The organism is Neisseria flavescens, from assembly GCF_005221285.1.
Taxonomy (GTDB): Bacteria; Pseudomonadota; Gammaproteobacteria; order Burkholderiales; family Neisseriaceae; genus Neisseria; species Neisseria flavescens.
The window spans coordinates 819,782-833,706 of the sequence record NZ_CP039886.1 but is presented as its reverse complement, the minus strand read 5'-3'; the positions used below and the strand labels follow the sequence as shown (position 1 = coordinate 833,706).

At 48.2% G+C, this 13,925-nt stretch carries 8 protein-coding genes and 1 pseudogene; 2 read left to right on the top strand and 7 right to left on the bottom strand.

Annotation, left to right across the window (positions count from 1 at the left end):
• Positions 1–16: 16 nt before the first annotated feature.
• A complete protein-coding gene (gene trpS, locus FAH67_RS04290) occupies positions 17–1,027 on the bottom strand; it encodes a tryptophan--tRNA ligase (RefSeq protein ID WP_003679196.1) in 1,011 nt (336 codons plus the stop codon).
• 259 nt (positions 1,028–1,286) lie between these two features.
• On the opposite strand from trpS, the gene clpB reads away from it, so the two are divergent.
• Both clpB and FAH67_RS04280 read left to right on the top strand, forming a co-directional pair.
• Positions 1,287–3,860: an ATP-dependent chaperone ClpB gene (clpB, locus tag FAH67_RS04285; RefSeq protein WP_003679197.1), complete on the top strand. Its 2,574-nt coding sequence runs from the start codon at positions 1,287–1,289 to the stop codon at positions 3,858–3,860.
• Positions 3,861–4,089: 229 nt separating this feature from the next.
• A complete protein-coding gene (locus FAH67_RS04280; protein WP_115287624.1) occupies positions 4,090–6,078 on the top strand; it encodes a site-specific recombinase in 1,989 nt (662 codons plus the stop codon).
• Between the two features lie 65 nt (positions 6,079–6,143).
• On the opposite strand, the gene clpP is transcribed toward FAH67_RS04280, so the two are convergent.
• The 6 genes and pseudogenes from clpP to FAH67_RS04250 all read right to left on the bottom strand — a co-directional run bounded on the left by clpP (position 6,144) and on the right by FAH67_RS04250 (position 13,899).
• Complete coding sequence (gene clpP / locus FAH67_RS04275; RefSeq protein ID WP_003679199.1) at positions 6,144–6,764, bottom strand: ATP-dependent Clp endopeptidase proteolytic subunit ClpP; 621 nt, start codon at positions 6,762–6,764, stop codon at positions 6,144–6,146.
• Between the two features lie 90 nt (positions 6,765–6,854).
• On the bottom strand, positions 6,855–8,165 hold the full coding sequence (gene tig / locus FAH67_RS04270; protein ID WP_003679200.1) for a trigger factor: 1,311 nt from the start codon (positions 8,163–8,165) through the stop codon (positions 6,855–6,857).
• Positions 8,166–8,357: 192 nt separating this feature from the next.
• A pseudogene (locus FAH67_RS04265) lies at positions 8,358–10,697 on the bottom strand (DNA translocase FtsK); the annotation flags it as partial.
• Between the two features lie 293 nt (positions 10,698–10,990).
• Positions 10,991–11,542, bottom strand: coding sequence for a hypothetical protein (locus tag FAH67_RS04260; protein ID WP_003679204.1), 552 nt, complete (start codon positions 11,540–11,542; stop codon positions 10,991–10,993).
• 36 nt (positions 11,543–11,578) lie between these two features.
• Entirely contained in the window at positions 11,579–11,932 is a 354-nt protein-coding gene (locus FAH67_RS04255) for a nucleolar protein (RefSeq protein WP_112890785.1), read from the bottom strand.
• A gap of 47 nt (positions 11,933–11,979) precedes the next feature.
• Positions 11,980–13,899, bottom strand: coding sequence for an ATP-binding cassette domain-containing protein (locus FAH67_RS04250; RefSeq protein WP_003679207.1), 1,920 nt, complete (start codon positions 13,897–13,899; stop codon positions 11,980–11,982).
• Positions 13,900–13,925 lie beyond the last annotated feature (26 nt).

Here is a 13,925-nt window from a genome sequence, read left to right as displayed (position 1 = left end):
GACGGCCTTACTATTATTATTTCAACGGACGAATACCTACTGCATCGCGTACTTTATCCAACAATTCACGTGCTTCTTTACGCGCTTTTTGTGCGCCGGCATGCAAAATGTCTTCAATTTGAGATGGTTTGGCGGTCAATTCATTGTAACGCTCACGCGGCTCTGCGAGTTCGGCATTGATTTTTGCGCCCAAGAGTTTCTTGGCCTCACCCCAAGCAAGGCCTTCGGCCAGCATTTGAGTGAACTCGGCAGTTTCAGACGGCGTGGAGAAGGCTTTGTAGATTTCAAACAAAGGACTTTCATCAGGCTGTTTCGGCTCGCCGGGCTCTTTCATATTGGTGATGATTTTATTAACCGATTTTTGGGTTTTCTTGTCGTTTTCCCAAAGCGGAATGGTGTTGCCGTAGGATTTGGACATTTTGCGTCCGTCCAAGCCGACCAAGAGTTCGACGTTTTCGTCGATTTTCACTTCGGGCAGGGTGAAGAGTTCTTTGAAGCGGTGGTTGAAGCGGCCGGCGATGTCGCGCGCCATTTCAACGTGTTGGATTTGATCGCGACCGACTGGAACTTCATGGGCATTGAACATAAGGATGTCGGCAGTCATGAGGATAGGGTAGCTGTACAGGCCCATTTCCACGCCGTGATCCGGATCTTCCTGACCGTTTTCGGTATTTGCCTGTACTGCGGCTTTGTAAGCGTGGGCGCGGTTCATCAGGCCTTTTGCAGTGATACAGGTCAGAATCCAGTTCAACTCCATCACTTCGGGAATGTCGCTTTGACGATAGAAAGTAGTCTGTTCCGGATTGAGTCCGCAGGCGAGCCATGTGGCGGCAACAGCTTGAGTAGATTGATGAATCATTTCCGGCTCATGACATTTGATGATACCGTGATAGTCGGCCAAAAAGAGGAATGATTCGGTATTGGAATCTTGCGCTGCGCGGATAGCCGGGCGGATGGCACCGACATAGTTGCCCAAGTGTGGAATACCTGTTGTGGTAACGCCTGTTAAAACTCGTTTTTTGCTCATGAAAGTATCCTTCGGCACAAAGGCCGTCTGAAAATAAATATGGTGCCGATTATACCTGATTATTCTTGATTTTTCAGACGGCCTTTTGAGTAAAGGATAACTGGATAATAAAAGTTATACACACAAAATTATAAAAATTAAATCATATAAATCAATAATATAATAAAAATTTGTTTCTTGGTGGAGTAAATGGCTATTGAGTTATCCACATTTGCGCTTATATAGGCTCTAACAGAATATATTTGAAGAGGAACGTAAAATGAGATTTGATAAATTGACTGCCAAATTTCAGCAAGCTCTGCAAGAAGGTCAAAGTTTGGCTTTGGCTGCGGACAGCAGCTACCTTGAGGCCGGCTTTATCTTAAAAGCGTTGCTTGATGATCAAAACAGTGGTGCTGCTGCGTTGCTGGCTCATGCAGGTGTGAATGTGCCTCAAGTAAAACAACGTTTGCAGCAACATTTGAGCAGCTTGCCAAAAGTATCCGGTCAAGGTGGCGATATTATGCCTAGCCGTGAGCTGCAAGCTGTATTGAACTTGATGGACAAAGCCGCAACCAAGCGCGGCGATGTCTATATCGCCAGCGAACTTTTCCTGCTTGCCTTGGTGCAGCAGAACGATGCAACCGGCAAAATTTTGAAAGAAGCCGGTGCGACCGAACAAAACATTAATGCCGCGATTGATGCGGTACGAGGAGGACAAAACGTGAATGATGCGAATGCCGAAGACCAACGCGATGCTTTGAAAAAATACACACTTGATCTGACCCAGCGCGCCCGCGACGGCAAACTTGACCCCGTTATCGGCCGTGATGATGAAATCCGCCGCGCGATTCAGGTATTGCAACGCCGTACCAAAAACAACCCCGTGCTGATTGGTGAGCCGGGTGTGGGTAAAACCGCTATTGTCGAAGGTTTGGCGCAACGCATCGTCAACGGCGAAGTGCCTGAATCCCTGCGCAACAAACGCCTGCTGGTTCTGGACTTGGCGGCTTTGATTGCCGGCGCGAAATATCGCGGCGAATTTGAAGAACGCTTGAAAGGCGTGTTGAACGACTTGGCGAAAGACGATGGCAACACTCTGATTTTCATCGACGAAATTCATACCTTGGTTGGCGCAGGTAAAACCGACGGCGCGATGGACGCGGGCAATATGTTGAAACCGGCTTTGGCACGCGGCGAACTGCACTGTATCGGTGCGACTACCTTGGACGAATACCGCCAATACATCGAAAAAGACGCGGCACTTGAACGCCGTTTCCAAAAAGTATTGGTTGGCGAGCCAAGCGTGGAAGACACCATCGCTATTTTGCGCGGTTTACAGGAGCGTTATGAAATCCACCATGGTATCGATATTACCGACCCTGCTATCGTTGCCGCAGCGGAGTTGAGCGACCGCTACATCACCGACCGCTTCCTGCCCGATAAAGCGATTGATTTGATTGACGAAGCAGCCAGCCGCATCAAAATGGAACTGGACAGCAAACCTGAGCAAATGGACAAACTCGACCGCCGCATTATCCAGCTCAAAATGGAAAAAATGCACGTTGCCAAAGAGAGCGATGATGCCAGCAAAAAACGTCTGGAATTGATAGATGAAGAAATCGACGGCCTGCAAAAAGAATACGCCGATTTGGACGAAATCTGGAAAGCTGAAAAAGCAGCATCATCCAGCACTGCCGACATCAAGAAACAGATGGACGACATTAAAGTCAAAATCGAACAGGCCAAACGCCAAGGCGATTTTGCCCGTGCATCTGAGCTTGAATACGGTGAGTTGCCTAAATTGAGCGCACAGTTGCAAGCGGCAGAAAGCAATCCTGACGGCAAAAAACAAAACAAACTTTTCCGTACTGAAGTCGGCGCGGATGAAGTGGCTGAAATCGTTTCCCGTATGACCGGCATTCCTGTGTCAAAAATGATGGAAGGGGAACGAGACAAGCTGCTGAAGATGGAAGAAGTATTGCACCGCCGCGTGGTCGGTCAAGATGAAGCCGTGCGTGCTGTGTCTGACGCTATCCGCCGCAGCCGATCAGGCCTAGCCGATCCGAACAAGCCTTACGGCAGCTTCCTGTTCTTAGGTCCGACCGGTGTGGGTAAAACCGAATTGTGTAAGGCATTGGCAGGCTTCCTGTTTGACAGCGAAGATCATCTGATTCGTATCGATATGTCCGAATACATGGAAAAACATGCTGTTGCCCGCTTAATCGGTGCGCCTCCCGGCTATGTCGGCTACGAAGAAGGCGGTTACCTGACTGAGCAAGTCCGCCGCAAACCATACAGCGTGATTCTTTTGGATGAAGTGGAAAAAGCCCATCCCGACGTGTTCAACATCCTGCTGCAAGTATTGGATGACGGTCGTTTGACCGACGGGCAAGGCAGGACGGTAGATTTTAAAAATACCGTGATTGTGATGACTTCCAACATCGGCAGCCAGCACATCCAACAAATGGGCATTCAGGATTACGAAGCGGTGAAAGAAGTTGTGATGGAGGATGTGAAAGAACATTTCCGCCCCGAAATGATCAACCGCATCGACGAAGTAGTCGTGTTCCATGGTTTGGATCAGGCCAATATCCGCAACATTGCGAAAATCCAGCTTAAAGGTTTGGAAAAACGTTTGGAAAAACAAAACCTGCGCCTGACTGTTTCCGATGCCGCACTGGACATCATCGCCAAAGCCGGTTTCGACCCCGTTTACGGCGCACGTCCGCTCAAACGCGCCATCCAATCGGAAATCGAGAATCCGCTGGCCAAAGCATTGCTTGAAGGCAAATATGCACCTGATAGCACAATCCATGTTAAAGAAGAGGGTGGTAAGCTTTTGTTTGCATAAGGTTAAAACAATGTAGTATGCTGTTGTAAAAGGCCGTCTGAAAGAATTCAGACGGCCTTTCTTAATTATTGATTCATATCATATATTTGTTATGTAATTTGATTATTCATTGAATTTTAGAGAATATTAATCGAAAATCTTGTGCCATCGGTTGATAAAGAATGCGATATAATCCGACCTGTTTGCCGAGGTTCTTGCTAAATATCTCATTTTATGTAATAATACTACAATGCAAAAACTGACTAATCAAAATCTTCACATTATTTTGTCGGAGCGCTTAAATGATACCGACTTTGTTCTTATTCTCAATGCATTAATCAAATTTTTGCGCCGAGGAGGCAAAAAACAGGCTTCCGAACGTTTCGATTTGATTTTATCTACTTTAAAACAAGACGATGCTTTATGCCGTCAATTCAGCCTGCGCTTCTATGCCTGGTTGTCTAAAGTTCACATCTATCCTGCGCTGATTAAGCTGGGTATTTTCTCGCGCCATAGCTTTACTCGGGAAATGGGCATACGGATTTACGAACGTTTCAGTCCGTCTTATAAAGATTTTTCCAATCTGCGCGAAGTGTTTTTGTATCTTTTCCATTCGAAAAACGATGATAAATGGTTGCAAACCCTGAGTTTGCGCCAATGGTTGAGCATGTATGAATTGTTGCAGGGTAAAGCCGATCCTGCGTTGCTTCAGACGGCCAGCCGACAGTTGGCAGATGCCCGTTTGCGAGCGGTAGAAATGCTGTCTATTTGGATTGCTTCCGAAGCAATTGAGCCGGATTTAATACGGATTGCTCCCCGTTTGTTGGAGGCAGATTCGGCATTTGTCGCTTTGCAACGTGAAATTGCAAAATTGGTAGAACACTATCGCCACAGTGAAGAAATTTACGACACGGCGCACTTGGAGGTCATGTTTGACCAGTGCGACAAGCAAATTGAGTATCTGCGTCGTCGTGGTACAGGGGCGGGGTCTGGTTCGTCAGTGAAAGTGGCGCACTTGTTGGAGCGCCTGCAACAAACCCTAGGCCGTCTGAAACTGTTGACCAATATTCAAATCGAAACCGGCAGCCGCACCCGCTTAACCATCAATCTGATGAATGCGATGATTTACGCGGCGGTAGAGCAATACAGTACCAGCCACTTGCGTAAAAGCAGTATCCGAATGCTGGCACGCAGTATTACGGAAAACAAAAGCCATTATGGTGAGCATTACATTACGCGCAACCGTAGTGAATATTTCAAAATGTTTTATTCCGCAGCAGGCGGTGGCGTAATTATTGCTTTGATGGCATTGAATAAAATCCATATTGCGTCTTTGGGATTCGGCGAGTTTACTACTTCATTCCTTGCCGGACTTAACTACGGCTTAGGCTTTATGCTGATTCATATGCTGCACTGCACCGTTGCGACCAAGCAGCCTGCCATGACGGCGGCGAGCTTTGCCGAGCAGGTGGACTCAAATGAAGGCAGTAAAGCGGTGGACAACAAATTGGCAAAACTGCTGATTGACGTGTGCCGTTCGCAAAGTGTTGCCGTGTTTGGCAATGTATCGATTGCCGTATTGTTGGCGGCGGGGATCGCTTGGGGTTATGTCTACACGCATGATCAGCCTTTATTGAATGAGGCGGTTACAGCCTACCAGCTTAAATCTATTGAGATTTTTACTCAGCCTACCTTGTGGTATGCCGCTATTGCCGGTGTATGGCTATTTTGCTCGGGGATTATTGCCGGCTTCTTTGACAACCGTTCCGATTATCTGAACTTGCGTCAGCGCCTGCCGTTTAATCCGTTTTTACGAAAAATCATGCGTCCTCAGCCACGCCGCCGTTTGGCCGCTTATATTCATAAGCATTACGGCTCGCTTATGGGCAATTTTATTTTCGGTATGCTTTTGGGTATGACCGGCTATTTTGGCCACCTTTTCGGCTTACCACTGGATATTCGCCATGTGGCGTTCTCTTCGGCAAATTTGGGTTATGCCGCGATTAGTGGTCATGCAGATATATTCACTTTTATGCTTGGCTTGGCAAGTGTATTGGCAATCGGCATGGTGAATCTGGTGGTCAGCTTTTCTTTGGCTTTGGCTGTTGCGCTTCGTTCTCGCGGCACGCGTTTGGGCAGTATGCGCAATTTGCTGAAAAGCTTCTGGAGTCAAGTGAAAGCCAATCCTTTGATTTTGCTGTATCCGGTTCAGGTGAATAATAAAGACAACGCGAAGTAAGATTGAAGAAAGGCCGTCTGAATATATACTTTTCAGACGGCCTTTTGATTTAAAACCGATAAAGATTAGGCTTGTAGAGAGGCGCGGTTTTCCAAAACTTGGTCAATCAAACCATATTCTTTAGCTTCATCGGCAGACATATAATTGTCGCGGTCGGTATCGCGTTCCAAGTCGGCCAAATCGCGATCACAATGTTTGGCGAGTAAGCGGTTCAGTTTCTCTTTGATTTTCAGCAGCTCTTTAGCGTGAATTTCAATATCGGAAGCCTGACCGGCCAAGCCGCCGCTGATGAGCGGTTGGTGAATCATGATGCGGCTGTTTGGCAGGGCAAAGCGTTTGCCTTTTTCGCCTGCGGACAACAAGAATGCACCCATACTTGCTGCTTGGCCCAAGCATAAAGTAGAAACATGAGGCTTGATGAAGTTCATGGTGTCGTAAATCGACATACCGGCAGTAACCGAACCGCCCGGAGAGTTGATATAGAAGAAGATATCTTTATCTGGATTTTCGCTTTCCAAGAACAGTAATTGCGCAACAACCAAGTTGGCAGATTCGTCTGTCACCGGGCCGACCAAGAAAACGATGCGCTCTTTCAAAAGGCGTGAGTAGATGTCGAATGCGCGCTCGCCACGACCGCTTTGTTCGATAACGGTAGGGACAAGGTAATTATTGAAATCGAAGGACATTTTTGTCTCCTGTTAATGATGGAAAAGCACCAAAGCCATTTAAAGCGCTTCGGTGCTTTTGATTGTCTGTTTCAGACGGTCTTAGAGCAATTAAGCTTGTGCGCCCATTACTTCGTCAAAAGACAGCGCTTTTTCAGTTACTTTAGCTTTGCTCAGAACGAAATCAACAACGTTGCTTTCTACTGCCAAAGAAGTCGGGCCTTGCAGGCGGGAAGGCTCTGCGTAGTACCAGTCGATAACTTCTTGAGGATCTTCGTAGCTCTCAGCGAAGTTGGCGACAACGGCTTTGATTTGGTCTTCAGTTGGCTCAAGTTTGTTTTCTTCAACCAATTTAGCCAAAATCAGGCCCAAAGAAACGCGGCGTTCTGCTTGTTCTTTGAACATGTCCAAAGGCAGATCCAAGTTGGCAGCATCAGCCATACCTTGGTTAACGAAGTTTTGTTTCATTTCGTTTGCCAAGCGGGCGGCTTCTTCGTTGACCAAAGCAACGGGAACTTGCAAATCGGCTGCTTTGAGCAGGGCGTTCATTACAGATTCTTTGGTTTGTTCACCGATACGGCGCTCAACTTCGCGGCCAACGTTTTTCTTCACTTCTTCACGCATTTTGGCAACGTCGCCGTCTTCAATGCCCAGAGCTTTAGCGAAGTCTGCGTCAACTTCAGGCAAAGTAGCTTCAGAAACGTTGTTCAGAGTGATGGTGAATACGGCAGATTTACCGGCAACATCTTTACCGTGGTAGTCTTCAGGGAAGTTTACGGTAACATCTTTGCTTTCTCCGGCTTTCATGCCGACAACACCGGCTTCGAATTCAGACAGCATTTGACCTGCGCCCAATACGAAAGCGTAGTTTTTAGACGCGCCGCCAGCGAAAGGTTCGCCGTCGATTTTGCCTTCAAAGTCAATGATGACGCGGTCGCCGTTTTGGGCTTCACGTTCAACATGGTTGAAGCGGGTGCGTTGTTTACGCAGGATTTCTACAGTTTGGTCAACTTCGGCATCGCCAACAGTCGCAGTAACTTTTTCTACTTCTTGGACAGACAGGTCGCCAATAGTTACTTCAGGGAAAACTTCAAAAATAGCGGCAACTTTGAAAGACTCTTGATCGTCTTGTTCTTCAACGCCTTCAAAGCGTGGGTAACCGGCAACTTTCAATTCTTGAGCAACGGCAACTTCGTAGAATTCGCGTTGTACCAATTCGTTGATAACGTCGTTTTGTGCGCTTGCGCCGTACATTTGGGCAATCATTTTGAACGGTGCTTTACCCGGACGGAAGCCGTCAATTTTTGCACGGCGTTGGGTTTGTTTCAGTTTTTTCTCAGTTTCTGCGTTGATTTTGGACCAAGGCAGAGACAATACTACTTTGCGTTCCAGATTTTCTAAAGTTTCAACAGTTACGCTCATCGTAAGCCCTTAAATTTGTTGTGTTTAAACGGTTATCCTTCTGCTCGGCATTCCGAAGAACTTCGGAAGCGTGCATAAGGTCAAAATTTAGCTGCTTAGTATAACACAATGTTTCACGAATAACATAAAAAGGCCGTCTGAAAAGTGGGAAATTCTTTTCAGACGGCCTTTGCGTTTCGATATTGTTGTTTTTTACAGCTGGTCTTTTTGTGCCAGAATCCGTCGGCTGCCGTTGATGTCTGCCGGAGAGAGAACACCGGCATTTTCAAGCGCATCTATCAAATTGGCGGCACGGTTGTAGCCGATGCGCAATTGGCGTTGGAGGGCGGAAATGGAAGTTTTCCGGCTCTCCAATACGAAGGCAACGGCTTGATCGAATAGCTCATCGCTGTTTGCGTTCGGATTGACAATATTGGTGGTTTCGATGGCCGCTTCGCCACTGAGCAGGCCTTCAACATAATTGGTCGGAGCCTGTTCTTTGACAAAATTGACGACCTGATGCACTTCATCATCGGAAACAAACGCACCCTGCAGGCGTGTCGGTTCTGCGCTTCCCGGTTGCAGGAATAACGAGTCGCCATATTTGAGCAATTCGTCCGCACCCGTTTGGTCAAGAATGGTGCGGCTGTCGATTTTGCTTTGTACGGTAAAGGCCATGCGTGTCGGAATGTTGGCTTTAATCAGGCCGGTAACCACATCGACACTCGGACGTTGGGTGGCGACAATCATGTGAATGCCTGCTGCACGCGCTTTTTGGGCAAGACGTGCGATTTGCTGCTCAACGGATTTGCGTTCGGTCATCATCAAGTCTGCCAACTCGTCAATGACGACCACAATCAACGGCAGTTTTTCCAGAGGCTCAGGATCGTCAGGATTTAAGCTGAACGGATTGAGTAATGGTTTGCCTGCTGCTTTGGCTTGTTCGACTTTTTTGTTGAAGCCGTCCAAATTACGCACACCGGCGTGAGAGAGCAGGCGATAGCGTTTTTCCATTTCGGCAACACACCAGTTCAACGCTTGTCCAGCCTCGCGCATATCGGTCACAACCGGGCAGAGCAGGTGCGGAATGCCGTCGTAAATGCTCAATTCCAGCATTTTCGGGTCAATCATAATGAAACGGACTTCGTCGGGCGTGGCTTTGAAGAGCATGGACATAATCATGCCGTTCACACCGACGGATTTACCCGAGCCGGTCATACCTGCGACCAAAAGATGCGGCATTTTTGCCAAGTCGCCGACAACGGGCGTACCCGCAATATCTTTACCCAAAGCAACGGTCAGTTTGGACTTGGCGTCGGTAAACACGGATGAAGAGAGGATTTCGCTCAACATCACGTCTTGGCGTTTCTCATTGGGCAATTCAATGCCCATGGTGTTTTTACCGGCAATGGTTTCTACGATGCGTACTGCTTGCAGAGACATCGAGCGCGCCAAATCTTTGGACAGGGCAACAATTTGGCTGCCTTTGACACCTTGTGCCGGTTCGATTTCGTAGCGGGTAATCACAGGGCCGGAAGTGGCGGAAACAACCTGTACGCCGATGCCAAATTCAGCCAGCTTGGCCTCGATTAATTCTGCGGTCTGTTGCAATTCATCCGGATTGACGGCAACCGGTTCTTCAGACGGCATACGCAACAGGTTCATGTTAGGCTTGTGGTATTCGCCGTTGTTTTTAGGTTCAGTATCGTCAAATAGGGAAGTTTGGATTTTAGGAGGCGGCGCAACGGATACGGCAACGGTTTTACGGTTGCTGCTGCTGCCTGCCAACGGAGCAACCGGAGTGGCGGTAATGGTTTTTGCCTCTTTAACCATGCGGCGCGTATTTTGGCTTTCCAAAGCTTCGGTGTGGACATCTTCTTTTTTACTTTGGAATTGAGACAGTTTTTTCATCAGGCTGCCAAACAGGCCACCCATATGGCTGCCGGATTTGGCCATGACTTCCAACCATGACACCTGAGCCAACAGGGAAATGGATAAAAGCAACATCACCAGCATAATCAACAGGCTGCCCGACTTACCCAACAGCCAAGCCAAGCCTGAACCGGCCAACAAGCCGACCAAGCCGCCTGCACCGACGGGAAGGGATTCGCTCAATGCATTGTCAAACAGGAAATGTTCGATAATCGGGCTGCACACCAGCAGGAGAAACAATGCTAAAGCGGCTACGCCGTGATTGTAGGGCTTGTGGTTTTCCTGCTTTTTCATGGGACGGAAATTTTTGTAGAGGAAAACGCAAGAGGCGGCTATCCACCACCAAAACGATAAGCCGAACAGATAATATCCAACATCGGAAAGATAGGAGCCAAAGAGACCGCCGAGGTTGGCGACATCGTTGCTTTTGGGAACGCTGCGCGACCATGCAGGGTCGTCCATGCTGAAGCTGGCCAGGGAAATGGCCAGATAAATGGTGATAACCAAGCCAAACAGCCATAAAGCATCATTAATCAAGTTGACGACATGCTCGGGACGCGCTTTTTTTTCTTCGTTTCTTTGCAGCTCTTTGGCGGCTTTCAGGCGTTGGGAGACTTTATTGTCGGCTTGAGTTTGTGCTTTGGTGGATTTGCGTGTGGTCGGTTTGGCTGCCGGTTTGGTAGAGACGCGTTTTTTTGTTTGGGTTTTAGAAGATTTTGCAGTCATGAGATAAAGGCTGTCTGAAAAGACTGGAGGTAATGTGCGTAAAGGGTAAATTATACCGTATTTACTAGGCACAAGAAATTGAAACGGGCGTAATCATTATAGGATTCAGGCCGTCTGTTTGGCGTAACGAAAATTTCGGATTTCGTTTCCACCTGTTCAGACGGCCTGATGTTTTGATTGATTTGGACTTACATTCTGCCCAGTTCACGCTGGAGGGCTTGAATGTTTTTCTCCCTATCCAAAACCGCACTTTGCAATGTGCTGATGGCCTGTTGATTGACGCTGCCGCCTTTGGCTGTCCGCGCTTGGCTCAGTTGCTTTTTGGCATCGGCCAAAGCCGCGCGTTCATTGGATAACTCGGTTTCCAAAATAGAGCGGCGGCTGTTGACGCCGGAGGATTTGGGAATCGGAGGAGGAACCGTTTCAGAAGCGGTGCGGACAGGGGCAGGTTTGGGCGTTGCCTTATGGTTGGATTTTGTCGCTGTGTTTTTGCTTTTTGCCGGAGCAGTTTGTGATGTCGGCGCATTGAGTGTAGGCGCATCACTAACCGGAGCGTCGTATCGGCTGCTGCTGTATTTGCCGACAATCGGCAAATCGTTGACGGCTTGGCAGTTGCCGCTTGGGCGCGAGGTATAGACAATCGAGCCGTTGACTTCACAGGTATAGATTTTTGCGGCGTGGGCTTGGCTGTTGAAAACAGCAAGCGGCAGCAGGGATAGGGTAAGCAGATATTTTTTCATGATTCAGATAGGGCTGATTCGTTGCACTTGAGCATTTTATTCTTGTTCAGACGGCATGTGCTGCTGTTTTTTAGCTTTTATACCGTTTTTGTTTTTACTCGGTTTGTCGGCTTTTTTCTCTTGTTTATTGGATTTTTCCGCGCGTGCCTTTTTCTTAGGCTTTGCACTTGCGCGTTCATCAGAGGTATTGAGGCTGCGGATGTTGAGGTGGTAACCGCTGCCTTGATGGCCGCTGATTTTAGGCAATTCGGCCTGTGCGCAGGAGGAGTTGGGTTCGGAAGTATAGCTGCCGTTACCGCAGGAATAAACTGCGGCGGCTGCGTGAAGAGAAATGCCCAAGACGAAAGAGGATACGAGGAAGTATTCGGCTTGTTTGATGGTTGAAGTCATGTTTTTCCGTATTGTGTTTTATTTCAGACGTCCTGATGGCTCTATTTTTATTGGGAAAACTCGGCTTCGACATCAACTTGGATTTGCTCAAGCTCTTCCTGCCATTGCAGCCAGTTTTCTTCCAGTTGCGTTAATTTTACTTTAGTTTCTGTTAATTGTGCGAGTGTCTCTTGCAATTTGTGTTTATTTTCTTCTGAATAAGCAGATTCTTGTGCCAAAAATGCTTCACAGGCCGTCTGAGTATCAGTCAATCGTGCGATTTCTTTTTCGGCTTTGTCGATTTTCTGCTGAATCGGTTTGCTGCGTTTGGCTTTTTCCTGACGGATTTGTGCTTCTATGCGCTTGGTGTCTTTGCGGCTTTGGCTTTGTACTGAAGCGGCGGGGGCTGCTGCGGCGTTTTCTTGTGCCAACCGCCATTGACGGTAGTCGTTCAAATCGCCGTCGAAGTTGTTCAGACGGCCTTTGTCGATAAGGAGGAAGCTGTCGGTAGTCGCTTCAAGCAGGCTGCGGTCGTGCGAAACGACAATCAATGCGCCTTGGAAACTTTGCAGGGCAAGTGTCAGGGCGTGGCGCATATCCAAGTCTAGGTGGTTGGTTGGTTCGTCAAGCAGCAGCAGATTAGGTTTTTGCCAGATAATCATAGCAAGGGCGAGCCGCGCTTTTTCCCCACCGGAGAACGGCTCGGTCTTTTGAACCGCCATATCGCCGACAAAGTTGAAACCGCCTAAAAAGTTGCGGATTTCCTGTTCGCGGACTTCGGGTGAAAGCTGCTGGATATGCCAAACCGGACTTTGGTCAGCGCGTAAGGTATCCAGTTGGTGCTGGGCAAAATAGCCGATATTGAGCTTCTCGGAGCGGACGATATTGCCGGAAAGTAAATCGATTTTTCCTGCCAATGCTTTGATAAATGTGGATTTGCCGCTGCCGTTAACGCCCAGCAGGCCGTAACGCGCGCCGCTTTCCAGAGACAAGGTGATATCGTGCAAAACGGTATTGTCGCCATAACCCAAGTCGGCATGGTCAAGTTTCAATAATGGATTGGGCAGATGGGTCGGATTGGCAAACTCGAAGGAAAACTCGCTATCCAAATGCGCAGGGGCGATGCGCTCGAGTTTGGCTAATGCCTTCATGCGGCTTTGGGCTTGTACGGCCTTTGTGGCTTTGGCTTTGAAACGGTCGATAAAGGATTGCAAATGTTTGATTTGTGCCTGCTGTTTGACGTAAGCGGCTTGTTGTTGCGCCAGACGTTGGGCGCGTTCGGCTTGGTAAAAATCGTAATTGCCGCCGTATTGGGTCAGTTTTTGTTGCGACAGCTCGATGGTTTGCGTTGTAGTGGCATTCAAGAAGTCGCGGTCATGGGAGATGATGATTTGCGTACAGGGCAGGGAAGCGAGATGGTTTTCCAGCCACAACACGGTTTCTAAATCCAAGTGGTTGGTCGGTTCGTCCAAGAGCAGCAAATCGGCACGACAAATCAAGGCTTGGGCAAGATTGAGGCGCATACGCCAGCCGCCTGAGAAGGACTTGACGGGACGGGTATGTTCTTCTTGTGAGAAACCCAAGCCGTTAAGCAGTTTGGCGGCGCGTGCCGGAGCGGTATAGGCATCGATTTCTTCAAGTTTGGCGTGATATTCGGCTTGCTTCATGCCGTCGTTTTGTGCTTCTGCTTGGGCCAAGGCCGTCTGAAAAGCCTGTAATTCGGCATCGCCTTGTAAAACGTAGTCTAAAGCGGAAATATCTAAATCAGGCGTTTCTTGAGAGACGGAAGCCAGCCGCCATGTTTTGGGAATAAGGATTTCGCCGCCATCTTGAGTGATTTCACCTTTTATCAGCGCAAACAGGCTGGATTTTCCCATACCGTTTTTACCGATTAAACCAACGCGTTGGCCGGGGTTGATTATGGCATCGGCTTTATCGAGCAGGACTTTCAAACCGCGTTGCAGGGTGAGTTTTTTAATTTCTATCATGATGGCAGGCAAGGGGGTAAGTAAAA